Source organism: Streptococcus sp. Marseille-Q6504 (assembly GCF_965111625.1).
Map to the genome: position 1 here is coordinate 327192 of NZ_CBCOON010000002.1, position 24762 is coordinate 351953.

A 24762-nucleotide genomic window follows, 5' to 3' on the forward strand; every position below is an offset into this window, starting at 1 on the left:
ATTGATGTCAAAAGATAAAAAGAATCAGCACACTCAAGGCAAGGAATTGTCAGAGTGGCAAAAACGAAATCAAGAATATCTTCAAAAAAAAGCTGAAGAAGAGGCGAAACGTGCCGAAGAAGAAGCTCGTGAAAAAGAAGAACAAGTATCAGAGTCTTCTGAAAGCGCTCAAGAAGTGTCAGAATGGCAAAAACAACATCAGGAGTATTTGAGTAAAAAAACGGAAGAAAAATCTACGAGTTCTGAAGAAGAGGACGAAGAATCCGAAAAATCTGAAGAGAAGGATTCGGATACTAGCGATGAGACTTCAAATGAAGAGAAAGATTCGGAGGAAACTCCTCAAGAAGACTCTAAGAGTCAGGCTCAAGTAGAGGAAGAAAAAGCTGACGAAAAGGTTAAGAAACAGAAAAAAGTAAAAACCAAGAGTAAACCTCCAAAACCAGCCATTCCTTCTATACATATCTGGCGAGCAGTTACAATCCTCGTCCCAAGTTTTATAATCTTATTCTTGTCTATTTATCTTCTAAGCCCTCTAGCTACAATGAAACATATTGAGGTTACGGGCACTGTTCAGACAAGTGCAGACCAAGTCAAAGAAGCGTCTGGCATTCGTGACAGTGACTATACAATCAGCTTGCTCTTAAATAAAGATAAGCATGCGGAAATGGTCAAATCAAATCACTGGATTGAATCGGCTAAGATAGTTTATCAATTCCCAGTTCACTTTACTATTGAAGTGAAGGAATTTGAGATCGCGGCCTACTCTGTTTCAGGAGATAACTATTATCCAATCTTATCTAGTGGAAGCATTGAATCAACTGCCGTTAGTTCTGACAACTTACCTGAGAAATACATATCTGTTTTATTTAACGATGAGGAACAGATTAAAACCCTAATTTCTCAGTTAAATGAAGTTAGTCCAGAAATTAAGCAAGAGATTGAGAAGATTGAACTTGCACCAAGCAAGGTAACAAGTGACCTTCTAAAGATTACCATGTATGATACAGACGAGATTTTGGTGCCATTATCAGAACTAGGGAAGAAGTTACCATACTATAGTAAGATAAAACCACAGTTGACAGTTCCTAGTGGTATTGACATGGAGGTCGGTATCTATAGCTATAGTCTAGTGGATAAGGCTCTGGATGACGAAAGAGTTAAAGCCAAAGAAGAGGAAAAGAAGAAGCAGGAAGAAGAGAAGAAAAAACAAGCTGAGCAAGGAAATCAAGATCAAACAACACAGACGACTCAAACAACACAGAGTCGCTAACTTTCAGATGATTCGTTCAGTTACTTGTTTTTACTTGACAAGTACCGCTTTAAATAATAGAATAGTAAAAAACCTTTAAAGCAGTCCAGAGAGGCAGCTAAGGTTAGACGGTGAAAGGGTGGAGACTACCCATTTTTCGTGGAACCTTGCTGTAGGCAGGTTCCTTTTTTCATGCTCTCTTGCTGACAAAGGTAAAAGGAGAAAAGTATGCGTGAAGCTCGTCCAGTTATTGCTCTTGATTTTCCAAGTTTTGAGGCAGTCAAGCAATTTTTAGCTCTTTTTCCAGCAGGGGAGAGCCTCTATCTAAAGGTAGGTATGGAGCTCTATTACGCCACAGGTCCGGAGATTGTTTCTTATTTGAAAGACTTAGGTCATAGTGTCTTTCTAGATCTCAAACTTCATGATATTCCCAATACAGTTAAGTCTGCCATGAAGGTTTTGTCTCATCTGGGTGTTGATATGACCAATGTTCATGCCGCAGGTGGTGTAGAGATGATGAAGGCTGCGCGGGAAGGCCTTGGGAAAGAAGCCAAATTGATTGCTGTCACTCAGTTAACTTCAACCTCTGAGGAACAAATGAGAGACTTTCAAAATATTCAAACCAGTCTTCAAGAATCTGTTATTCACTATGCCAAAAAAACCGCTGAAGCGGGATTAGATGGTGTGGTTTGTTCAGCTCAAGAAGTAAAACTCATCAAAGAAGCTACCAGTCCAGACTTTATTTGCCTGACACCCGGCATTCGTCCATCAGGTGCTGCAGTAGGAGACCAAAAACGAGTCATGACACCAGCAGATGCTTATCATATTGGTAGTGACTATATCGTTGTTGGACGCCCAGTCACTCAAGCCCCTGATCCAGTAGTAGCTTATCATGCTATCAAGGATGAATGGACACAAGACTGGAAATAAGAATAAAGTAAAAATACAAAGGAGAATCCCATGACACTTGCTAAAGACATTGCTAGCCATCTATTGAAAATTCAAGCTGTTTACCTCAAACCAGAAGAGCCCTTCACTTGGGCATCAGGTATCAAGTCACCAATTTATACGGATAATCGTGTAACACTTGCCTACCCAGAGACACGTACCTTGATTGAGAATGGTTTTGTAGAAGCCATCAAGGCAGAATTCCCAGAAGTAGAAGTGATTACAGGAACAGCGACTGCGGGTATCCCACACGGTGCTATCATCGCTGACAAGATGAACCTACCCTTTGCCTATATCCGCAGCAAACCAAAAGACCACGGAGCAGGAAACCAAATCGAAGGCCGTGTAGCTCAAGGACAAAAGATGGTTGTTGTTGAAGACCTTATTTCAACTGGTGGTTCGGTTCTTGAAGCTGTAGCAGCTGCTAAACGTGAAGGAGCAGATGTGCTTGGTGTCGTGGCTATCTTCAGCTATCAATTACCAAAAGCAGATAAAAACTTTGCGGATGCTGGTGTCAAACTAGTGACTCTTTCAAACTACAGTGAGCTCATTCACCTAGCCCAAGAAGAAGGCTACATTACACCAGAAGGACTTGCTCTCCTTAAACGCTTTAAAGAAGACCAAGAAAATTGGCAAAATGCTTAAGGTATATAAAAATCAGGTAACCCTTAGGGTTACCTGATTTTTTTGAAAGGTCCAGGTAATCAGTTTGAAATTCCCAGACAAATTTTTTGAAAATTCTATGAAAAAGAGTTAAGATGTATGTGTAAAGAAAAAGGAAAGCGCTTACTCATATAGGAGGGAATTTTATGTCATATAAAACAAGCAATGCAGAAGGACCTGTAGATTTTATTAACACTTATGATTTGGAGCCAATGGCGCAACAAGTCATTCCTAAAGCTGCCTTTGGTTATATCGCTAGTGGAGCAGAAGATACTTTCACTTTACGCGAGAACATCCGTGCCTTTAACCACAAACTTATTGTTCCTCATACGCTTTGTGATGTTGAAAATCCAAGTACAGAGATTGAATTTGCAGGTGAAAAATTATCTTCACCAATCATTATGGCGCCTGTTGCGGCTCATAAATTAGCAAATGAACAAGGTGAAGTGGCTACTGCACGTGGTGTGCATGAATTTGGTTCTCTTTATACAACTAGTTCCTACTCTACCGTTGACCTTCCAGAAATTACGGAAGCTCTTCAAGGAACACCTCATTGGTTCCAATTTTACTTTAGTAAGGATGACGGTATTAACCGCCATATCATGGACCGTGTGAAGGCTGAAGGCTACAAAGCGATTGTCTTGACAGCAGATGCTACTGTAGGGGGCAATCGTGAGGTAGACAAACGCAACGGTTTTGTCTTCCCAGTTGGCATGCCTATCGTAGAAGAATACCTACCTCAAGGTGCTGGAAAATCAATGGACTTTGTTTACAAGTCAGCCAAACAACGCTTGTCTCCACGTGATGTAGAATTTATCGCTGCATACTCAGGACTTCCTGTGTATGTCAAGGGGCCACAATGCCGTGAGGACGTTGAACGCTCTCTTGCTGCAGGTGCTTCTGGTGTCTGGGTAACCAACCACGGTGGCCGCCAAATCGACGGTGGACCAGCATCCTTTGACTCGCTTCAAGAAGTCGCTGAAGCAGTTGACAAACGTGTGCCAATTGTTTTTGACTCTGGTGTTCGTCGTGGTCAGCACGTCTTTAAAGCCTTGGCTTCTGGAGCTGACTTAGTAGCCATTGGACGACCTGTCATTTATGGTTTAGCCCTTGGTGGTAGTGTTGGTGTACGCCAAGTCTTTGAACATTTGAATGATGAATTAAAGACAGTTATGCAGTTATCTGGAACACAGACAATTGAAGATGTGAAACGATTCAAGCTTCGTCACAATCCATATGATCCAAGTTTCCCAGCTGATTCACATGATTTAAAATTGTATTAGTAGTAAAATAAACCTCCACTCCATGTGGAGGTTTTTGAGTTATGTTTTTGTAAACATGAAAGAGAGTTTAAAAAGTGAATTTAACGAGTATATAAGAAAAAATTTTAATACATTTTAAACTATTTTAAAAATTTTTAGGAAATTTAGTTGACAAATGTAGATTTTGAGAGTATACTGATAATTGTGATTGACAAATGTAGATTTTGGAGGTATGCTGATGCAGATTTCGGATGCAGAATGGCAGGTCATGAAGATTATCTGGATGCAGGGAGAACAGACTAGTACTGATCTCATAAAAGTATTAGAGAAAAGGTTTAGCTGGTCCAAATCCACGATCCAGACACTCTTGGCACGTTTGGTGGAGAAAGAATGTTTGACTCGGGAAAAACAGGGCAAGTCCTTTGTGTATTCGTCCCTTTTAACTCCAGATGATAGTAGGGGCTTAATGGTTCAGGATATCAAAGACAAGCTTTGTTCTCGAAGGATTAAGCAGTTACTAGCTGATTTGATAGAAGAATGTGACTTTACCTTAGCTGACTTGGAAGGCTTGGAAGAAGTGATTTCAAAGAAAAAAGCAAGTGCTGTAACAGAAGTAAGATGTAATTGTATGTAAAGGAGACGCTATGTTAAATCTATTTGTATCTATTGTTGTTTTAGGAATGATTGCTTTTATCCTCTTTTGGTTTTTCAAAAAACCTCAAGAAAACGCTAAGAGAGCTCAACAAAAGAATGGCTATCAAGAAATTCGAGTGGAAGTCATGGGGGGATACACTCCAGGAACCATTATCCTCAAAAAATCGCAACCTGCTCGCATTATTTTTGATCGAAAAGATCCTTCACCTTGCTTGGATCAAATCGTTTTTCCAGACTTTGGAGTGCATGCAGATCTGCCTATGGGAGACCAATATGTGGTTGAAATCACTCCTGAAAAAGCAGGAGAATATGGTTTCTCTTGTGGCATGAATATGATGCACGGTAAGATGATTGTAGAATAGGAGAATGATATGACAGAAATTGTAAAAGCAAGCCTTGAAAATGGCGTTCAAAAAATCCGTATCACGGCAGACAAAGGCTACCATCCAGCCCACATTCAACTGCAAAAAGGGATTCCTGCTGAGATTACCTTTCACCGTGTGACACCATCAAACTGCTATAAGGAAATTCTCTTCGAAGAAGAAGGGATTCTAGAACCAATCGCTCAAGACGAGGAAAAAGTCATTCGCTTTACGCCTCAAGACTTGGGCGAGCATGAATTTTCATGCGGCATGAAGATGCAAAAGGGGACCTACACCGTTGTTGAAAAAACTAAAAAGTCTCTCAGTCTTTTACAACGTTTTTGGATTACTAGTATCTTTACTGTGCCTCTTGTGATTCTCATGATTGGGATGTCTACAGGAGGAATTAGTCACCAAGTCATGCGTTGGGGCACCTTTTTAGCCACAACACCCATTATGCTGGTAGCTGGAGTTCCATATATCAGAAGCGCCTGGGCTAGTTTTAAAAAGCACAATTCCAACATGGATACCTTGGTTGCTCTGGGAACCCTAGTGGCCTATTTCTATAGCTTAGTAGCCCTCTTCACTGGTCTGCCCGTTTACTTTGAAAGTGCTGCATTTATCCTCTTCTTCATTCTTTTGGGAGCAGTTTTTGAGGAAAAAATGCGAAAAAATACTTCGCAGGCAGTCGAAAAATTATTAGACCTACAAGCAAAAACAGCAGAGGTTTTGCGTGATGATGTTTATGTTCAAATACCTCTAGAACAAGTCAAAGTTGGGGATCTCATTCGCGTTCGACCAGGTGAAAAAATTGCCGTTGATGGTATTGTCTTAGAAGGTGAAACGAGTATTGATGAATCAATGGTGACTGGGGAAAGTATTCCAGTCGATAAATCAGTTGGAGATGCTGTCATTGGTTCAACCATCAATAATAGTGGTACGATCATTTTTAGAGCCGAAAAAGTGGGCTCTGAGACTATGTTGGCTCAGATTGTGGACTTTGTGAAAAAAGCGCAAACGAGTCGTGCTCCTATTCAAGATTTGACAGACAAGATTTCTGGGATTTTTGTACCAGCAGTTGTCATTTTAGGACTTCTTACTTTTTGGATCTGGTTTGTTTTCTTAGGAGAAAGCTTTGTGACGTCGCTCCTCTATGGAGTAGCAGTTTTGATAATTGCCTGTCCTTGTGCACTAGGACTCGCGACACCGACAGCACTCATGGTTGGAACAGGACGAAGTGCCAAGATGGGGATTCTTCTCAAAAATGGTACAGTTCTACAGGAAATCCAAAAAGTCCAAACGGTTGTTTTTGATAAGACAGGAACCTTGACCGAAGGGAAGCCAGTAGTGACAGATGTTATTGGTGATGAAAGCGAAGTGCTAAGTTTGGCTGCTTCATTGGAAGATGTATCTCAACACCCGCTAGCTCAAGCTATTGTTAATCGTGCATCTGAACTAGGAATCAGTCTTTACCCAGTGGAAAACTTCCAAGCCTTGCATGGAAAAGGTGTGACTGGGATTATTAATGATAAACAAGTCTTGCTGGGGAATGCCAAACTTTTAGCTGACCTTACTATTCCACATGATTATCAAGAACGATTTGATTTGCTTGAGAAAGAAGCAAAAACAGTTGTCTTCCTATCCGTAGATGGTCAGTTAAAAGGCTTAATTGCCTTGCAGGATGTCCCTAAGGAAAATGCCAAAGAAGCTATTGCCAAATTGAAAAAACGTGGCCTTAGAACGGTCATGCTTACTGGAGATAATGCTGGAGTAGCCCATGCGATTGCAGAGCAAATTGGGATCGAAGAAGTGATTGCAAATGTCTTGCCAGAGGAAAAGGCACACGAAATTCACAAGCTTCAAAAGAATGGCAAATTGGCCTTTGTTGGAGATGGTATCAATGATGCGCCGGCCCTCAGTGTAGCGGATGTCGGAATTGCCATGGGCTCTGGGACAGATATTGCCATTGAATCAGCAGATCTTGTCCTTACAACCAACAATTTACTAGGATTGGCACGTGCTTTTGATATGAGTAAGAAGACCTTTAATCGTATTCTACTCAATCTTTTCTGGGCTTCTATCTATAACCTCATTGGTATTCCGATTGCAGCAGGAGTGTTTTCTGGTCTTGGTTTGGTACTCAATCCAGAACTTGCAGGATTGGCCATGGCCTTTAGTTCAGTATCTGTTTTAATCAGCTCTCTTATGCTTAATTTTACTAAAGTCGATTAATACTCTTCGAAAATCTCTTCAAACCACGTCAGCTTTATCTGCAACCTCAAAGCTGTGCTTTGAGCAACCTGCGGCTAGCTTCCTAGTTTGCTCTTTGATTTTCATTGAGTATAAAAAGGCGGTCTTAACCGCTTTTTTCTATTCTAAAACAGATTTTCAAACCGCTTCCAAACTGTACTGTAATAGAGAATGAAAGTTTCTGAGCATATACTTAGAAATCTAAAATCAAATGTGATAAATTAGGATTGTAAATTTACTGAATCGTTTTCAAATAACATATAAAAGCGTTTTTTGTAAATATATGAAATTATTTTGAAGGAGAGTTATCATTATGACTCAAGGGAAAATTACTGCATCTGCAGCAATGCTCAACGTATTGAAAACATGGGGCGTAGATACTATCTACGGTATCCCATCAGGAACACTCAGCTCATTGATGGACGCTTTGGCTGAAGACAAAGATATCCGTTTCTTGCAAGTTCGCCACGAAGAAACAGGTGCTCTTGCAGCGGTTATGCAGGCTAAATTTGGCGGATCTATCGGTGTTGCAGTTGGTTCAGGTGGACCTGGTGCAACTCACTTGATCAACGGTGTTTACGATGCAGCTATGGATAACACTCCATTCCTTGCTATCCTTGGATCACGTCCAGTTAACGAATTGAACATGGATGCCTTCCAAGAATTGAACCAAAACCCAATGTACAACGGTATCGCTGTTTACAACAAACGTGTAGCTTACGCAGAACAATTGCCAAAAGTCATTGACGAAGCTTGCCGTGCTGCCGTTTCTAAAAAAGGTCCAGCTGTCGTTGAAATTCCAGTAAACTTTGGTTTCCAAGAAATCGACGAAAACTCATACTACGGTTCAGGTTCTTACGAGCGTTCATTCATCGCTCCTGCTTTGAACGAAGTTGAAATCGACAAAGCTGTTGAAATTTTGAACAACGCTGAACGCCCAGTTATCTACGCTGGTTACGGTGGTGTTAAAGCTGGTGAAGTGATCACTGAATTGTCACGTAAAATCAAAGCACCAATCATCACAACTGGTAAAAACTTCGAAGCGTTCGAATGGAACTACGAAGGTTTGACAGGTTCTGCATACCGTGTTGGTTGGAAACCAGCCAACGAAGTGGTCTTTGAAGCAGACACAGTTCTTTTCCTTGGTTCAAACTTCCCATTTGCTGAAGTTTACCAAGCATTCAAAAACACTGAAAAATTCATCCAAGTAGATATCGACCCTTACAAACTTGGGAAACGTCACGCCCTTGACGCTTCAATCCTTGGTGATGCAGGTCAAGCAGCTAAAGCTATCCTTGATAAAGTAAACCCAGTTGAGTCTACTCCATGGTGGCGTGCAAACGTGAAGAACAACCAAAACTGGCGTGATTACATGAACAAACTCGAAGGTAAAACTGAGGGTGAATTGCAATTGTATCAAGTTTACAATGCAATCAACAAACATGCTGATCAAGACGCTATCTACTCAATCGACGTAGGTGACACTACTCAAACATCTACTCGTCACCTTCACATGACACCTAAGAACATGTGGCGTACATCTCCACTCTTTGCGACAATGGGTATTGCCCTTCCTGGTGGTATCGCTGCTAAGAAAGACAATCCAGATCGCCAAGTATGGAACATCATGGGTGACGGTGCATTCAACATGTGCTACCCAGACGTGATCACAAACGTTCAATACGACCTTCCAGTTATCAACGTTGTCTTCTCAAATGGTAAATATGCCTTCATCAAGGACAAATACGAAGACACAAACAAACACTTGTTTGGTTGTGACTTCCCTAATGCTGACTATGCGAAAATCGCTGAAGCGCAAGGTGCTGTAGGATTTACAGTTGACCGTATCGAAGACATCGATGCAGTTGTTGCAGAAGCTGTTAAATTGAACAAAGAAGGTAAAACTGTTGTTATCGATGCTCACATCACTCCACATCGTCCACTTCCAGTAGAAGTACTTGAGTTGGATCCAAAACAACACTCAGAAGAAGCTATCAAAGCCTTCAAGGAAAAATACGAAGCTGAAGAGCTTGTACCATTCCGCCTCTTCTTGGAAGAAGAAGGGTTGCAATCACGCGCAATTAAATAATTTCTCTCATCGAAAATCAAATGTAAACTGCGTTATCTTCACCTTGCCGTACTCCAGTACTGCCTGCGGTTTGATGCCTTGTTTATTCTTTGATTTTCATAGAGAGAAACTTGAAAAGATCGGAGCAATCCGGTCTTTTTGTGGAGGACAGTAAATGAATTTAAATCAATTAGATATTATCGTGTCAGATGTTCCCCAAGTCTGTGCTGAATTAGAGTGTATCTTGGATAAAAAGGCGGACTATGTTGATAACAGTTTTGCTCAGTTCACGATTGGCAGTCACTGTCTCATGTTATCCCAAAATCATTTGATTCCTTTGGAAAATTTTCAGTCAGGAATTATTCTACACATTGAGGTTGAGGATGTCGACCAGAACCAAAAGCGGTTAAAAGAGAGAGGTGTCGAGATTTTACACGGTCCTTGTGAAACGGATTGGGGAACAGAGTCCTTATTAGTTAAAGGTCCTGCTGGTCTAGTGCTTGATTTTTATCGTATGAAATAAGGGGCTTAGTCATTTGAAGATAACCTTAACTATTCTTAAAACAGAATGTGAGAATATGAACTATTGAAAGATCGGAGCAATCCGGTTTTTTTTCTGTTATGCGATTTTCAGTCCGTCTCGTTCCATTAGGTGCGAGACAAAAAACCACCCGCTGACGGGTGGTTATGATTTCTACACTTATTGTTTGGCTTCCTGTTTTAATTGTTGCACCTGTTCCTTGTACTGGAGAAGCTCCTTGTCTTTTTTATGGATAGTCGTTTCTGCTTCAGCAATGCGGCTTTTCAGCTCTTGAGTCTTGCCATGGTGATAGCTAAAACCAATAGCACTACCAACAATGATCCCGATTACTAGACAAGTAAAAATCACCAAAATCAAGGGAGCAGATAGTTGTGTAAAGACAAGACTGACAGTTACTGTTTGACGATTGAGCAGACCAAAGGAGATCACAATGACTAATAAGATCAAACCGCCAATTAGATAAGCCTTATCTTTCAGTGACAATTCATTAAATTTTTTTAGCATAAGTTCCTTTTCTCCTGACTATGTTGATAGAAAATTACACACCATTTAGGTATTAACAAAATTCATTTTACTAGAAAATTTCGATACTGTCAATAATTTCTAACAGCTTATTTACCATCAATCGATTCATTGAAAAGGAGTATTCATTTTCTAATATTTGATTGACTAAACAGATCGGAGCAATCCAGTCTTTTTTCTGTTCCCTCTTTCTTCTCACAAGATTGTGATAGTTTACATCTTTATAACAAAAGCTTCAAAGTCTTGATTGTTTTGAAAGAAGATTATAAAATAAGATTCAGTAAAAATGAAATAGGTTTTGAAAATAACTGAAAAACAAATGAAAATGTTAGGTTGGGTAGCGACCTTTATGTCTGTTATGATGTATATGTCTTACTTCCCACAAATCATGGACAATCTGGCTGGTCAAAAAGGAAATTTCATTGAGCCCTTGGTTGCAGCGATCAACTGTAGTCTATGGGTCTACTACGGTCTTTTCAAAAAAGAAAGAGATATCCCCCTTGCAGCAGCGAATGCACCAGGTATTATTTTTGGCCTAGTAACCGCTATCACAGCTTTGATTTAAAAGGAACAGAGGAGACTAGTTTTCAGTCTTCTTTTTTTGTTTCCGGGGAGGCTATTTGCTTTTTCGAGAGGATAATTTTTTAAAAAACAATCTGATCAACTTAAATAGTAGAATAGTATCAGTATGTCACAGTATTTTATAAGAAAAGGTTTCAGAATGAGCTATAATATAAGTAAATGAACAAGCAAATAAGAAAGTTGAGTAGACTTATGACCGAAAAACTGACTTTTCCGGATGGTTTCGGCTGGAACAGGCGAAATGAACAAGCGCTATGGCTTTATCTATGTGGATCGAGATAACGCAGGAAATGGGACTCTCAAACGTAGCAAGAAGAAATCCTTCTACTGGTACAAGGATGTCATTGCCAGCAATGGTGCAAGCATTGAGTAGAGCACATTTGTTCACTATTTTTATAAAATCTTCTCCCTAATTTATAAGATGTGAAAAAGAGTTCAACTGGAACTCTTTTTTTGCTATAATGAAGGGAGAAAAATCAGACAGGAGATCAAGATGTCAGAACCGTTATTTTTAAATTCTGTAATGCAAGAAAAAATCTGGGGTGGGACTAAACTACGTGATGAGTTTGGCTACGACATACCAAATGAAAAGATTGGTGAGTATTGGGCGATCTCAGCTCACCCAAATGGTGTGTCTAAGGTAGCCAATGGTCGCTATGAAGGAACAGACCTCGCTACTTTGTATGCGGAACACCGTGAGTTGTTTGGCAACCGTCCAGAACCAGTATTTCCACTCTTGACTAAAATCCTAGATGCCAATGACTGGCTCAGTGTTCAAGTTCACCCAGATGATGCTTATGGACTAGAGCATGAAGGCGAACTTGGAAAAACAGAGTGCTGGTACATCATTGCTGCAGATGAAGGTTCAGAGATTATTTACGGTCACAATGCTAAGTCAAAAGAAGAACTCCGTCAGCAAATCGAAGATAAGAACTGGGATGCCTTGCTTACAAAAGTACCTGTTAAGGCTGGAGATTTCTTCTATGTACCAAGTGGAACCATGCATGCTATCGGTGCGGGAATCTTGATTCTTGAAACGCAACAGTCTAGTGATACAACCTACCGTGTCTATGACTTTGACCGCAAGGATGATAATGGCAACTTGCGTGAACTTCACCTCGAAAAATCAATCGATGTTTTGAATATTGGTGAGCCTGCAAACAGCCGTCCTGTGACTGTCAAAGCAGATGATTTGCGTTCAACTTTACTTGTCTCTAATGAATTCTTTGCTGTCTACAAGTGGGAAATCACAGGAAAAGTTGAATTTGAGAAGACGGCTGATTACAGCTTGTTCAGTGTCTTGGCCGGTCAAGGGAAACTGACTGTAGACGGAAAAGACTATCCAATTCAAAAAGGTAGCCACTTTATCTTGCCGAGTGATGTTGAAGCTTGGACCTTGGAAGGGCAAGGTCTAGAATTGATTGTCAGCCATCCATAAAAAGAAAAGACTTGAGAGATATTCTCAAGTCCTTTTTTCTATTTACATAAATTGGGCGATAAAGACCACGATGATGATAATTGGGATGATGTAACGAAGAAGGAAGAGCCAGACTTGGAAAAGTCCTTGCTTCCATGGTGTTTCATCAAGATGAAGTTCCTCCATTGCCAGTGTCTTCTTGAAAATATAGCCTGTAAAAAGGGACAAGCAGAGAGCACCGAAAGGCATAAGGAGGTTGGAAACCAAGAAATCCATAGCGTCAAAGAAGGTCTTTCCAAAGATATGGACATCAGCCATCACACCATAGGATAGGGCCGAAGGGATACCAAAGACAAAAGTCAATACTCCTAAAATCATGCTCCACTTAGCACGCTTACGATTGTCTTGGTTGGTGATGTTACCAACATTGATTTCAAGCATAACGACTGAGGAAGTTATCGTCGCAAAGAGGAAAAGCAAGAGAAAGAGAATATAGAAAATAGTACCAAAAGGCATATTGTCAAAGAGTTGCGGCAAAACAATAAAGAGGAGACTTGGTCCACCTTCAGATTGGATATTAAAGGCTGACATCGCAGGGAAAATCGCAAGTCCCGCCATGATAGAAACTGAGATGTTCAAGGCTACGATAGACATTCCTGATTGGACCAGCTTAGTTTTCTTGTCTAGGTAGGAAGCGTAAGTCAACATGGCTGTAACTCCAAGGGATAGGGCAAAGAAAGATTGACCCAGTGCATAGAGAAGTCCAGCACTTGTTAGTTTTGAAAAGTCAGGTTTGAGGAAGTAAACGACACCTTCCATAGCATTTGGCAAGCTAAGAGAACGCCCGATGATAATGACAAAGATGATAAAAAGTAGAGGCATCATGACCTTAGAAGCTCTTTCAATTCCTTTTTGAACGCCGTGTGATACGATGAAAATGTTCAAGAAGATAAAGGCTGCTTGGGCTCCTAAAGCAATAACTGGATTAGAAATGATGGAAGAGAATTGCTGGGCATAATCTCCATTTCCGATTAGGTGGAATAATCTTCCAATCTCGATACCAAGGTATACCAGAATCCAACCCCCAATGACACTATAAAATGAGAGAAGGATGAAAAGAGCAAAGGCACCAATCCAACCAATAAAGTTGTACTTTTGAGTGTTGCCAAGTTTTCCAAAAGTTTTGATTGCTGACACGCCAGCGCTTCGACCAAGGGCAAATTCAGCCAGCAAAAGAGGGAAACCAATTAAAATTGTCGAGATAAGAAAGACCAGTAGAAAGCCTCCCCCACCATTGGCAGCGGTCATATAAGGGAATTTCCAAACAGCTCCAAGACCAATAGCAGAACCAGCAGATGCAAGGATGAAGCCCAGTTTTGATCCCCATTGCGATTTTTCAGACATCGTTAAAACTCCAATCTATTTTTAAAATAAGAAAAGGCTACTTGAGTTGTCAAATAGCCCTCTCTCAATTGCTCTTTAAGAGCCTTTTATTTGATTGATAGACTTGATTATCCTATCATGTTTTCTGAAGCCTGTCAAGAAAGCGATTTTCATGTTTTCATAAAAAATATGATAAAATACTTGACTCTACCCTAAGGTAAGGGGATATACTATTCATGTGAGGAGGAAATCATGTACCATATCAAAGAAGCTGCGCAACTTTCAGGTGTCTCCGTCAAGACCCTCTACCATTATGATAAGATAGGACTCTTGGTTCCGTTAAAATCAGAAAATGGCTATCGAACCTATAGTCAAGAGGATTTAGAACGACTTCAGGTTATCCTCTATTACAAGTATCTAGGCTTTTCTTTAGAAAAAATAGCAGAGCTATTAGAACAAGAAACTTCAGAGTTATTGCCCCATCTGATCAGGCAACTGGACTATCTGACTCGAGAAAGGCAACATCTGGATACCTTAATTTCAACCTTACAAAAAACCATTCAAGAACAAAAAGGAGAAATAAAAATGACCATTCAAGAAAAATTCACTGGATTTAGCTACCAAGACAATCAAAAATACCACCAAGAGGCAGTAGAGAAATATGGCCAAGAAGTCATGGATCAGGCCCTCGAACGCCAAAAAGGACGAGAGGATGAGGTTACATCAGCCTTTAATCAAGTCTTTCAAGCCTTGGCTCAAAATCTCAAAGCTGGTCTACCGATAACAGAATCTGAAAATCAAGAGGAAGCAGCCAAGCTCTTACAAGCTATTCGTACTTATGGATTTGACTGCTCTATCGAGGTCTTCGGTTATATCGGCCAAGGCTATGTCTATAATCCAGAGTTCAAGGAAAACATTGATAAGTTTGGAAAGGGAACTGCTCAATACACTTCTGATGTTATTGCCCACTATGTTAGAACTCAGACAAAATAAAAATCGGCGGAGTAATCTCTGCCGATTTCTTACTTTAAAGTTTAATCATAATGTAGACTTCCTGCCACCCATCCGGTGCAGAGGGCAGAAGTGATGTTAAAGCCACCTGTGTGGGCGTTGATATCTAGGACCTCTCCTGCAAAGTGAAGGCCAGGAACCAGTTTACTTTCCAGCGTTTTAGGATTGATTTCCTTGAGACTAACGCCACCTTTGGTCACAAAGGATTTAGCCAAGGACATTTTTCCTGTCACAGGGATTTTGAGTGCCTTGATAGACTGGATAAGTTGGTCGCGTTCTTTTTCTGTTAGTTGTTTGACCTTTTCTGGGTAGCCTTGCACCAAGAATTCTGCCAAGCGTTCAGGGAGCAAAGTCTTCAAGGCATTTTTTAAGGATTTTTCACGGTTTTCTTCTAGAAAATTTACTAAGTCGTCTTCAGAAAGTTGTGGCAAGACATCTAAAGATAGGATTTCGCCACCCTTGACAAAGCTTGACATACGCAGAGCAGCGGGACCAGATAAACCAAAGTGGGTAAAGAGGAGGTCATGGGTGATGACGTGCTTGCCATAGCTGAGGGTCACATCATCTAGTGAAATTCCCTGCAAGGCTTTATGCGGGAAATCCGTCAATAAGGGACTTTCAGCAGCCTCAAGTTCGGTAATGGTGTGTTTGAAATGGCGGGCAATCTCGTGACCAAAACCAGTCGAACCAGTAGAAGGATAAGACTTACCACCTGTTGTGACAATGAGTTTATTACAAGTAAAGGTCTGGTCTGCGGACTTAAGGACAAACTGGTCGTCTATCTTTTTAACAGAAACAATCTCTGTTTGAGTAGCAATTTGCCCACCTAGCTCCATGATTTTCTTCTCCAGAGCCTCGATTATGGTTCGCGATTTATCGCTGGCTGGGAAGACACGTCCGTGGTCTTCAACCTTGAGTTTAACACCATTTTCCGTGAAAAAATTAATGATATCATGGTTATCAAACTGGGAGAAGACACTGTAAAGAAATCGCCCATTGCCTGGGATTCCAGCTAGTAGGTCGTCTAAAGTGCTGTTGTTAGTTACATTGCAACGACCACCACCAGTTCCAGCTAATTTTTTTCCAAGTTTCCGATTTTTTTCAATGAGAAGGGTTTTCTGCCCGTAAAAGCTACTGGAAATCGTAGCCATCATACCAGCAGGGCCACCTCCGATGACAATAGTATCAAAATGTTTCATAAGAGTATTGTACCATAAAAAAACAAGAGATGATTAGACATCTCTTGTCAGATTTATTAGTTGATTTCGTATCCCATGAGGAGCCCACCTTCTTCCGCATAGAAACTGCAGAGTCCAGAAGTTGGGATGATTCTAATGTCAGCTTGTGGGTATTTTTCTCGTAAGAGCTCTGAGAGCTGTTGGCAGAATTTTTCATTGCTGCGGTGAGCCATGACGATACGCCCACCAGCGTAGCCAGCTTTGATTAACTCTTCATAAGCAGCCTGAAGAGACTTTTTAGCACCACGAGCCTTTTGGAGGAGTTCTAAGGTTCCGGTTTCGCTTGCTTCCCCGACCATACGAATATTGAGGAGCCCGACAACTGTACCAATAAGCTTACTCAATCGACCGTTTTTAACCAAGTTATCCACTTTAGCAAGAACGAACAACAACTTCGTTTTTTCTTGGTAAGTAGTAATCACTTCAACCACTTCTTCAAAAGAAAGTCCTTGGTCAATCAAGTCATTGATTTTCTCAACAATTAAGTCTACCTCTCCACCAGCAGACAAACTATCAATAACGTGAATCTGAGTGTCAGGGTGGTCTTCGAGATAAATGTTTTTAGCTAATTGAGCACTATTGTGGCTACCAGAGAGAGTTCCAGTGATAGTCACTACAAAAATATGTTTGGCACCTTCGAATGCTCGTAAGTAATCATCAGGACTAGGGCAGGCTGATTTTGAAGCTTCAGAAGTCGCATACATAGTTTCCATCATCTTATCGATATCCAGATTGGCATCATCGACAAAGACTTGATCTGCTACCTGAATCTTTAAGGGAACACTGACAAATTCAGTATCAAAAGCAAGGTTTTCCAGCTGGCGATAATCACAACCAGAGTCAGCTACAATCTTCCAAGTCATAGAAATTCTCCATCTTTATCACTTATACATTGACAAAGGTTCTGTCTTTTTTTACAATTATATCATGAAAGCCCTTGAAACAAAAGTAGTACCTCTCTGTTGTCACAAGTAGAAAGAAATTGTTATGTCTGAACGTAAAATATCTGAAAAATCGCTTGAAAACCTTAGAAAATCAAATCAAGAATCTAATTTGCTAACCAGAGAAGCGATTGAAACAGCTCTTTTGCAACTCTTGGAGAAAAAGGAGTTGGCTAAGATTAGCATTTCTGAGTTAGTCAAGCGTGCTGGCGTTTCTCGTGCAGCTTTTTATCGAAACTATGATTCAAAAGAAGAGATTTTAGAAAGTGTCTTTAAACGTAGCGTCCATAACATCATGGAGCAATTGAGTCATTACGATGTTAAAACAGACCTTTATCTCGTATGGGTTCACCTCTTTAGAGAAGCCAAGAAAGAAGCCAAAGTTATTCAGCTTGCCCTAGACTATCACTTAGAAAAAATCTTTGTGCAAGCCATGCAAGAATTTCTAGAAAAATACTATGGGAAATCAAAAGGTGTCAGTTCTTACCTGCATTCTTTTTGGAGTTCGGCCATCGTATCGGTCTTGCTTAAATGGATCAAGGATGGGATGAAGGTTCCTGCTGAAAAAATCGCAGATCTACGCCTGCCATTTTTTAAAAAATAAAACATGAGGAGAAATGCTATGACAGAAAAAAGACTAGCTTGGGATGAGTATTTTGCTGCTCAAGCCTTATTGATTGCCAATCGCTCAACCTGTAAACGTGCCAAGGTAGGAGCTGTTTTAGTCAAGGATAACAAAGTTATTTCAACAGGCTATAATGGTTCTGTATCAGGAACAGAGCATTGTATAGATCATGACTGTCTGGTGATTGAAGGCCACTGTGTCCGCACTCTTCATGCAGAGGTAAATGCTATACTGCAAGGAGCCGAACGTGGAGTTCCTAAAGGCTTTACAGCTTACGTTACTCATTTTCCATGCCTCAACTGTACAAAACAACTGCTTCAGGTAGGTTGTGAGCGTGTTGTTTATATCAACCAATACCGTATGGATGACTATGCCCAACACCTTTATCAAGAAAAGGGAACAGAATTAACTCACCTACCACTTGAAACAGTGCAGGCAGCTCTCCAAGAGGCTCACCTAATCTAGAAATTATAAAAAAATAAATGGTTTAGAAAGCTTTTTAAACCATTTTTTGATATAATAAGAAGAATAAATTGAAAGAAGGAATTCTGAAAATGGGAAAACTTGAAGTTATTAATCATCCACTGATTCAACACAAATTATCAATCTTGCGTCGCACTGACACTTCTACAAAAGCTTTTCGTGAACTAGTAGACGAGATTGCAATGTTGATGGGATATGAAGTGCTTCGTGATCTTCCACTTGAAGATGTAGAAATCGAAACACCGATCACAAAAACAGTTCAAAAACAGTTGGCTGGTAAAAAATTGGCGATTGTCCCAATCTTGCGTGCAGGTATTGGTATGGTTGATGGACTATTGAGTTTGGTTCCAGCAGCAAAAGTTGGTCACATTGGTATGTACCGTGACGAAGAAACCCTTCAACCAGTAGAATACTTGGTAAAATTACCTGAAGATATTGACCAACGTCAAATTTTTGTAGTTGATCCTATGCTTGCAACAGGTGGATCAGCGATTTTGGCTGTTGACTCCCTCAAAAAACGTGGAGCTTCAAACATCAAGTTTGTCTGTCTTGTATCAGCTCCAGAAGGTGTGAAGGCACTTCAAGCAGCACACCCTGATGTAGAAATCTTTACAGCAGCTTTGGATGAACGCTTGAACGAACATGGTTACATCGTTCCAGGTCTTGGAGATGCTGGAGACCGCTTGTTCGGAACAAAATAAGATTCTAAAGTGATATTGAGACTATAGCTTAGTCTTAGTTTTGAAAGGAGGTTAAATTTTTGTATCTGTTATTAGGATAGAGCAAAGATTTGACCTTTTTTGACCAAGGATATATAATAATCCTATTAACAAAGAAATTAGAAATCAAAAGGAGAAATGAATGATTCCTGTAGTTATTGAACAAACAAGTCGTGGAGAACGCTCGTATGACATTTACTCACGTCTTCTTAAGGACCGCATTATCATGTTGACTGGACCAGTCGAAGACAATATGGCAAACTCAGTTATCGCCCAATTGCTTTTCTTGGATGCCCAAGATAGTACAAAAGATATTTACCTTTATGTAAACACTCCTGGAGGTTCTGTATCAGCTGGTTTGGCAATCGTTGATACTATGAACTTTATCAAGGCAGATGTCCAAACTATCGTTATGGGAATGGCAGCCTCAATGGGGACTGTCATTGCATCAAGTGGAGCAAAGGGTAAACGTTTCATGCTTCCAAATGCAGAATACATGATTCACCAACCAATGGGTGGTACAGGTGGTGGTACTCAGCAGACTGATATGGCCATCGCTGCTGAACACTTACTTAAAACTCGTAAGACTTTGGAGCAAATCCTAGCAGATAATTCTGGCAAATCTGTTGAGCAAATCCATAAAGATGCTGAACGTGATTACTGGATGAGCGCTCAAGAAACTCTTGACTACGGTTTTATTGACGAAATTATGGCTAATAATTCTTTGAATTAAACTACTAAAGCAAGCTCGACTGAGCTTGTTTTTTTTGATATAATAGAAGGAAGATTGTAAGAAGGAAGTTGAATTATGTTTCAAAAAGAGAATCGGTCTGGTCTGATTATCTATTTATACTATAATCGCGATGCTAAAAAACTCGCAAATTATGGTGATATTTGTTACCACTCAAAAAAACATCGTTACCTACAACTTTATGTCCCAACAGAGGAAGTAGAAGAGCTGGTAAATCGTTTAGGAAAAGAGAAATTTATCAAGAAAGTGAGAGTTTGTCATATCCAAGAATTGGAAACTCCTTTCGTTGGGAACCTATATAAAACTAGCGAAAACGTTATCATTTAAAAAGTGAGAGAAACCTGTTGACAGTTTTCTGATAATTCGGTATATTCTTAACATGTAATTTAAATTGAACATTAAAAGGAGATAAACATGAAGAAAAAATTTGCATTGTCACTTGTAGCTCTTGCAAGTACAGCTCTTTTAGCAGCTTGTGGGGAAGTGAAGTCAGGAGCTTCAAACACAACTGGTAACCCAATCGATGAAAAAGTTGTAAAAATTGGTTTCAACTTCGAAGAAACTGGTGCTGTAGCATCTTACGGTACTTCTGAGCAAAAGGGTGCTCAACTTGCAGTTGATGAAATCAACGCAGCAGGTGGTATCGATGGAAAACAAATCGAAGTAGTCGACAAAGATAACAAATCTGAAACTGCTGAAGCTGCTTCTGTTTCAACAAACCTTGTGACTCAATCTAAGGTAGCAGCTATTGTAGGACCTGCGACTTCAGGTGCAACTGCAGCGGCAGTAGCAAATGCTACACAAGCTGGAGTTCCATTGATTTCTCCAAGTGCTACTCAAGATGGTTTGACAAAAGGTCAAGATTTCCTCTTTATCGGAACATTCCAAGATAGTTTCCAAGGAAAAATCATCTCAAACTACGTTTCAAACAAATTGAACGCTAAGAAAGTGGTCTTGTATACAGATAACTCAAGTGACTACGCTAAAGGTATTGCAAAATCTTTCCGTGATTCATTCACAGGTGAAATCGTAGCAGACGAAACATTTGTATCAGGTGATACAGACTTCCAAGCAGCTTTGACAAAAATCAAAGATAAAGACTTTGATGCAATCGTATTGCCAGGTTACTATACAGAAGCTGGTAAGATTGTAAACCAAGCTCGTGGTATGGGAATTGATAAGCCAATCATCGGTGGTGACGGATTTAACGGTGCAGAATTTGTTCAACAAGCAACTGCTGAACGCGCATCAAATATCTACTTCATCTCTGGATTCTCAACTACTGTTGATGTTTCAGATAAAGCAAAAGCCTTCCTTGAAGCTTATCGTGCAAAATATAACGAAGATCCTTCAACATTTGCAGCTCTTGCTTATGACTCAGTTTACCTTGTAGCTAATGCAGCAAAAGGTGCAAAAACTTCAGTTGATATCAAGAACAATCTTGCTAAAACACAAAACTTCGAAGGTGTTACAGGTCAAACAAGCTTTGATGCAGATCATAACACTGTGAAAACAGCCTTCATGATGACCATGAATAATGGTAAAGTAGATGCGGCAGAAGTCGTAAAACCTTAATTTTATAGATATCGTAAATGGGGAATGAGCTTTTACTCACTCCCTGTTTCGGTATTTATAAAGGGATTATTTTTTTATAAAATCCTAAAAATAAAACTTAGAAAGAGTGAACCGTATGCTTCAACAACTTGTCAATGGTTTAATCTTGGGTAGTGTCTATGCCTTGCTAGCCCTGGGTTATACTATGGTTTATGGAATTATCAAGCTTATTAACTTTGCCCATGGTGATATCTATATGATGGGTGCTTTCATGGGTTATTTCTTGATTAATGCCCTCCATTTAAATTTCTTTTTAGCCTTAATTTTGTCCATGATTGGTTCAGCTATTCTCGGTGTTATCATCGAGTTTCTAGCCTACCGTCCACTCCGACATTCAACTCGTATCTCTGTATTGATTACTGCTATCGGGGTATCCTTCTTGCTTGAGTATGGAATGGTCTATCTAGTAGGTGCCAATACACGTGCCTTCCCTCAAGCAATCCAAACAGTTCGTTATGACTTGGGTCCAATCAGTCTAACAAATATTCAATTGTTGATTTTGACAGTTTCGATTGTCTTGATGATTCTTTTGCAACTCATCGTGCAAAAAACAAAAATGGGGAAAGCTATGCGTGCCGTATCTGTAGATAGTGATGCAGCTCAATTGATGGGGATCAACGTAAACCGTACAATCAGTTTCACCTTTGCCTTAGGTTCAGCTCTGGCTGGTGCAGCAGGTGTCTTGATTGCCCTTTACTACAACTCTCTTGAACCATTGATGGGAATGACTCCGGGTATTAAATCATTCGTGGCTGCCGTTTTAGGTGGTATCGGTATTATTCCTGGTGCAGCTCTTGGAGGTTTTGTAATTGGACTATTGGAAACTTTTGCAACAGCCTTCGGAATGTCAGATTTCCGTGATGCTATCGTGTACGGAATCTTGCTATTGATCTTGATTGTTCGTCCAGCTGGTATCCTTGGTAAGAATGTGAAAGAGAAGGTGTAAACAATGAAAGAAAATTTAAAAGTTAATATTCTCTGGTTGCTCCTTTTGTTGCTTGGATATGGTGTGATTAGCTTATTAGTTTCGTTTGGTATTTTAAACCTTTTCCATATTCAGATTCTAGAACAAATCGGTATCAATATTATTCTTGCAGTAGGACTTAACCTTATCGTTGGTTTCTCTGGTCAATTTTCTCTTGGACATGCTGGGTTCATGGCTATCGGTGCCTATGCAGCAGCCATTATTGGTTCTAAATCTCCAACTTATGGTGCCTTTTTTGGAGCTATGTTGCTTGGTGCTATCATTGCTGGTTTGGTTGCTTTGGTCGTTGGAATTCCTACCCTTCGTTTGAAGGGGGATTACCTTGCAGTTGCGACACTTGGGGTTGCTGAAATTATCCGTATCCTAATCGTCAATGGTGGTGATTTAACAAACGGAGCTGCTGGTATCCTTGGTATTCCAAACTTTACTAATTGGCAAATGGTATACATTTTTGCCGTGATTACGACAATTGCAACGCTGAATTTCCTTCGTAGTCCAATCGGTCGTTTAACCTTGTCTGTTCGTGAAGATGAAATTGCAGCAGAGTCTGTCGGGGTCAATACAACAAAAATCAAAATTATCGCATTTGTATTTGGAGCTATGACTGCAAGTATTGCAGGTTCCCTTCAAGCAGGATTTATTGGTTCTGTTGTGCCAAAGGATTATAGCTTTATCAATTCTATCAACGTTTTAATTATCGTTGTATTTGGTGGCTTGGGATCAATTACAGGAGCAATTGTCGCTGCGATTGTTCTTGGTATTTTGAATATGTTCCTTCAAGATGTGGCTAGCGTTCGTATGATTATCTATGCTTTGGCCTTGGTACTTGTTATGATCTTCAGACCAGGAGGCCTTCTAGGAACATGGGAATTGAGCCTATCAAAACTCTTTAAAAAAGGTAAGAAGGAGGGGCAAAACTAATGGCATTACTTGAAGTAAAACAGTTAACCAAGCATTTTGGTGGTCTGACTGCTGTTGGAGATGTAACTCTAGAATTGAACGAAGGTGAACTTGTTGGCTTGATTGGACCGAACGGAGCTGGGAAAACAACTCTTTTCAACTTGCTGACAGGAGTTTATGAACCAAGTGAAGGAACAGTAACCTTAGATGGTCACTTGTTAAATGGCAAGCAACCTTATAAAATTGCTGCTCTTGGTTTAGGGCGTACCTTCCAAAACATCCGCCTCTTTAAAGACTTGACAGTTTTGGATAACGTTCTTATTGCATTTAGTAACCATCATAAACAACATGTTTTTGCAAGTTTCTTGCGCTTGCCAGCTTTTTATAAGAATGAAAAAGAATTAAAAGCCAAAGCCTTAGAATTACTAAAAATCTTTGATTTAGATGGTGATGCTGAAACCTTAGCTAAAAACTTAGCCTATGGCCAACAACGTCGTTTGGAAATTGTTCGTGCCCTTGCTACAGAACCTAAAATCCTCTTCTTAGATGAGCCTGCAGCAGGTATGAACCCCCAAGAAACTGCAGAATTAACTGAATTAATTCGTCGCATCAAGGATGAATTCAAGATTACCATCATGCTGATTGAACATGATATGAACTTGGTCATGGAAGTCACTGAACGTATCTATGTTCTAGAGTACGGTCGTTTGATTGCTCATGGGACACCAGATGAAATCAAGAACAATAAACGTGTTATCGAAGCTTATCTTGGAGGTGAAGCCTAATGTCTATGTTAAAAGTTGAAAACCTCTCAGTTCACTACGGTATGATTCAAGCTGTACGTGATGTGAGCTTTGAAGTTAATGAAGGGGAAGTTGTTTCACTTATCGGTGCTAATGGTGCAGGTAAAACAACCATCCTTCGTACCCTATCAGGACTTGTGCGCCCAAGTTCTGGTCGAATTGAATTTTTGGGACAAGAAATCCAAAAAATGCCTGCACAGAAGATTGTGGCATCAGGACTTTCTCAAGTACCAGAAGGACGTCATGTCTTCCCTGGTTTGACTGTTTTGGAAAACTTGGAGATGGGAGCCTTTCTTAAGAAAAATCGTGAAGAGAATCAAGCAAATTTGAAGAAAGTCTTCTCTCGTTTCCCTCGTTTGGAAGAACGTAAAAATCAAGATGCGGCTACTCTATCTGGTGGTGAACAGCAGATGCTTGCCATGGGACGTGCACTCATGTCAACGCCTAAACTACTTTTATTAGATGAACCATCAATGGGGCTTGCGCCAATCTTTATCCAAGAAATTTTTGATATCATCCAAGATATTCAAAAACAAGGAACAACAGTTCTCTTGATTGAGCAAAATGCTAATAAAGCACTAGCTATCGCTGACCGAGGATATGTTCTTGAGACAGGAAAGATTGTCCTATCAGGAACAGGAAAAGAACTCGCAGCATCAGATGAAGTCAGAAAAGCATATCTAGGTGGCTAAACTAGTCTGGGAGACTAGTTTAGGTTGTGGATGGAGATTGCGCACGCAATCCCACTATAGTCTGGGGGACCTTTTTAGTCGGCAGATAAAGATTGCCAA

Annotated in this window: 26 protein-coding genes and 1 pseudogene; 23 read left to right on the forward strand and 4 right to left on the reverse strand. The window is 40.2% G+C overall.

From position 1 onward, the window contains the following. Nucleotides 1–4 precede the first annotated feature (4 nt). The 9 genes from ACWPUA_RS03675 to ACWPUA_RS03715 all read left to right on the forward strand — a co-directional run bounded on the left by ACWPUA_RS03675 (nucleotide 5) and on the right by ACWPUA_RS03715 (nucleotide 9979). Nucleotides 5–1270, forward strand: coding sequence for a cell division protein FtsQ/DivIB (locus ACWPUA_RS03675; protein ID WP_454379241.1), 1266 nt, complete (start codon nucleotides 5–7; stop codon nucleotides 1268–1270). Nucleotides 1271–1477: 207 nt separating this feature from the next. Further along, nucleotides 1478–2179 carry an orotidine-5'-phosphate decarboxylase gene (gene pyrF, locus ACWPUA_RS03680; protein ID WP_454379243.1) on the forward strand — a complete coding sequence of 234 codons (702 nt, stop codon included), beginning with the start codon at nucleotides 1478–1480 and terminating at the stop codon, nucleotides 2177–2179. 30 nt (nucleotides 2180–2209) lie between these two features. After that, nucleotides 2210–2842 (forward strand): orotate phosphoribosyltransferase, encoded by a 633-nt coding sequence (gene pyrE / locus ACWPUA_RS03685; RefSeq protein WP_454379244.1) that lies wholly within the window; start codon nucleotides 2210–2212, stop codon nucleotides 2840–2842. A 164-nt stretch (nucleotides 2843–3006) separates the two neighbouring features. Then, nucleotides 3007–4143 (forward strand): L-lactate oxidase, encoded by a 1137-nt coding sequence (gene lctO / locus ACWPUA_RS03690; protein ID WP_454379246.1) that lies wholly within the window; start codon nucleotides 3007–3009, stop codon nucleotides 4141–4143. A gap of 217 nt (nucleotides 4144–4360) precedes the next feature. Then, on the forward strand, nucleotides 4361–4756 hold the full coding sequence (locus ACWPUA_RS03695) for a CopY/TcrY family copper transport repressor (RefSeq protein WP_454379248.1): 396 nt from the start codon (nucleotides 4361–4363) through the stop codon (nucleotides 4754–4756). A 10-nt stretch (nucleotides 4757–4766) separates the two neighbouring features. Next, entirely contained in the window at nucleotides 4767–5138 is a 372-nt protein-coding gene (locus ACWPUA_RS03700) for a cupredoxin domain-containing protein (RefSeq protein WP_454379250.1), read from the forward strand. 9 nt (nucleotides 5139–5147) lie between these two features. Then, nucleotides 5148–7370, forward strand: a complete 2223-nt coding sequence (locus ACWPUA_RS03705) for a heavy metal translocating P-type ATPase (RefSeq protein ID WP_454379252.1) — start codon at nucleotides 5148–5150, stop codon at nucleotides 7368–7370. Nucleotides 7371–7701: 331 nt separating this feature from the next. Then, complete coding sequence (gene spxB, locus ACWPUA_RS03710; protein WP_045614086.1) at nucleotides 7702–9477, forward strand: pyruvate oxidase; 1776 nt, start codon at nucleotides 7702–7704, stop codon at nucleotides 9475–9477. A 154-nt stretch (nucleotides 9478–9631) separates the two neighbouring features. Next, nucleotides 9632–9979 carry a VOC family protein gene (locus tag ACWPUA_RS03715; protein WP_454379255.1) on the forward strand — a complete coding sequence of 116 codons (348 nt, stop codon included), beginning with the start codon at nucleotides 9632–9634 and terminating at the stop codon, nucleotides 9977–9979. 177 nt (nucleotides 9980–10156) lie between these two features. Here ACWPUA_RS03715 and ACWPUA_RS03720 read toward each other — a convergent pair whose 3' ends face one another. Next, nucleotides 10157–10501 (reverse strand): LapA family protein, encoded by a 345-nt coding sequence (locus ACWPUA_RS03720; protein ID WP_049503129.1) that lies wholly within the window; start codon nucleotides 10499–10501, stop codon nucleotides 10157–10159. Between the two features lie 322 nt (nucleotides 10502–10823). Here ACWPUA_RS03720 and ACWPUA_RS03725 point away from each other — a divergent pair, with 322 nt between their 5' ends. The 3 genes and pseudogenes from ACWPUA_RS03725 (at nucleotide 10824) to manA (ending at nucleotide 12539) form a co-directional block, all read left to right on the forward strand. Continuing rightward, the gene (locus tag ACWPUA_RS03725) at nucleotides 10824–11084 is read left to right on the forward strand and encodes a SemiSWEET family transporter (RefSeq protein ID WP_025170330.1); all 261 of its coding nucleotides are present in this window, start codon (nucleotides 10824–10826) and stop codon (nucleotides 11082–11084) included. 234 nt (nucleotides 11085–11318) lie between these two features. Continuing rightward, nucleotides 11319–11474, forward strand: a pseudogene (locus tag ACWPUA_RS03730) (family 1 glycosylhydrolase); the annotation flags it as partial. A 120-nt stretch (nucleotides 11475–11594) separates the two neighbouring features. Next, entirely contained in the window at nucleotides 11595–12539 is a 945-nt protein-coding gene (gene manA / locus ACWPUA_RS03735; RefSeq protein ID WP_454379257.1) for a mannose-6-phosphate isomerase, class I, read from the forward strand. A 42-nt stretch (nucleotides 12540–12581) separates the two neighbouring features. Here manA and ACWPUA_RS03740 read toward each other — a convergent pair whose 3' ends face one another. Continuing rightward, nucleotides 12582–13922, reverse strand: a complete 1341-nt coding sequence (locus ACWPUA_RS03740) for a sodium-dependent transporter (protein ID WP_454379259.1) — start codon at nucleotides 13920–13922, stop codon at nucleotides 12582–12584. Between the two features lie 231 nt (nucleotides 13923–14153). Between ACWPUA_RS03740 and ACWPUA_RS03745 the strand changes: the two genes are divergently transcribed. Then, complete coding sequence (locus ACWPUA_RS03745; protein ID WP_454379261.1) at nucleotides 14154–14894, forward strand: MerR family transcriptional regulator; 741 nt, start codon at nucleotides 14154–14156, stop codon at nucleotides 14892–14894. A gap of 41 nt (nucleotides 14895–14935) precedes the next feature. Here the strand turns inward: ACWPUA_RS03745 and ACWPUA_RS03750 are convergent, their stop codons facing one another. Beyond that, the gene (locus ACWPUA_RS03750) at nucleotides 14936–16111 is read right to left on the reverse strand and encodes an NAD(P)/FAD-dependent oxidoreductase (protein WP_454379263.1); all 1176 of its coding nucleotides are present in this window, start codon (nucleotides 16109–16111) and stop codon (nucleotides 14936–14938) included. Nucleotides 16112–16167: 56 nt separating this feature from the next. Then, nucleotides 16168–17013 carry a DegV family protein gene (locus ACWPUA_RS03755; RefSeq protein WP_223333306.1) on the reverse strand — a complete coding sequence of 282 codons (846 nt, stop codon included), beginning with the start codon at nucleotides 17011–17013 and terminating at the stop codon, nucleotides 16168–16170. Between the two features lie 124 nt (nucleotides 17014–17137). Here ACWPUA_RS03755 and ACWPUA_RS03760 point away from each other — a divergent pair, with 124 nt between their 5' ends. The 10 genes from ACWPUA_RS03760 to ACWPUA_RS03805 all read left to right on the forward strand — a co-directional run bounded on the left by ACWPUA_RS03760 (nucleotide 17138) and on the right by ACWPUA_RS03805 (nucleotide 24663). After that, nucleotides 17138–17695, forward strand: coding sequence for a TetR/AcrR family transcriptional regulator (locus ACWPUA_RS03760; RefSeq protein WP_004252362.1), 558 nt, complete (start codon nucleotides 17138–17140; stop codon nucleotides 17693–17695). 18 nt (nucleotides 17696–17713) lie between these two features. After that, entirely contained in the window at nucleotides 17714–18181 is a 468-nt protein-coding gene (locus ACWPUA_RS03765) for a deoxycytidylate deaminase (RefSeq protein WP_004252363.1), read from the forward strand. A gap of 89 nt (nucleotides 18182–18270) precedes the next feature. Then, nucleotides 18271–18900 (forward strand): uracil phosphoribosyltransferase, encoded by a 630-nt coding sequence (gene upp, locus ACWPUA_RS03770; RefSeq protein WP_004252365.1) that lies wholly within the window; start codon nucleotides 18271–18273, stop codon nucleotides 18898–18900. Between the two features lie 160 nt (nucleotides 18901–19060). Next, nucleotides 19061–19651: an ATP-dependent Clp protease proteolytic subunit ClpP gene (clpP, locus tag ACWPUA_RS03775; protein WP_004252366.1), complete on the forward strand. Its 591-nt coding sequence runs from the start codon at nucleotides 19061–19063 to the stop codon at nucleotides 19649–19651. A 75-nt stretch (nucleotides 19652–19726) separates the two neighbouring features. Continuing rightward, a complete protein-coding gene (locus tag ACWPUA_RS03780; RefSeq protein WP_004252368.1) occupies nucleotides 19727–19996 on the forward strand; it encodes a YlbG family protein in 270 nt (89 codons plus the stop codon). Between the two features lie 87 nt (nucleotides 19997–20083). Continuing rightward, nucleotides 20084–21244, forward strand: a complete 1161-nt coding sequence (locus tag ACWPUA_RS03785) for an ABC transporter substrate-binding protein (RefSeq protein ID WP_195184153.1) — start codon at nucleotides 20084–20086, stop codon at nucleotides 21242–21244. 115 nt (nucleotides 21245–21359) lie between these two features. Further along, complete coding sequence (locus tag ACWPUA_RS03790) at nucleotides 21360–22229, forward strand: branched-chain amino acid ABC transporter permease (protein ID WP_004252371.1); 870 nt, start codon at nucleotides 21360–21362, stop codon at nucleotides 22227–22229. A 3-nt stretch (nucleotides 22230–22232) separates the two neighbouring features. Further along, complete coding sequence (locus ACWPUA_RS03795) at nucleotides 22233–23189, forward strand: branched-chain amino acid ABC transporter permease (RefSeq protein ID WP_006151638.1); 957 nt, start codon at nucleotides 22233–22235, stop codon at nucleotides 23187–23189. Then, nucleotides 23189–23953: an ABC transporter ATP-binding protein gene (locus ACWPUA_RS03800; protein ID WP_006151788.1), complete on the forward strand. Its 765-nt coding sequence runs from the start codon at nucleotides 23189–23191 to the stop codon at nucleotides 23951–23953. The genes ACWPUA_RS03795 and ACWPUA_RS03800 overlap by 1 nt, the downstream gene beginning before the upstream one ends. Further along, the gene (locus tag ACWPUA_RS03805; protein ID WP_006151996.1) at nucleotides 23953–24663 is read left to right on the forward strand and encodes an ABC transporter ATP-binding protein; all 711 of its coding nucleotides are present in this window, start codon (nucleotides 23953–23955) and stop codon (nucleotides 24661–24663) included. Before ACWPUA_RS03800 ends, ACWPUA_RS03805 begins: the two co-directional genes overlap by 1 nt. Nucleotides 24664–24762: the final 99 nt, after the last annotated feature.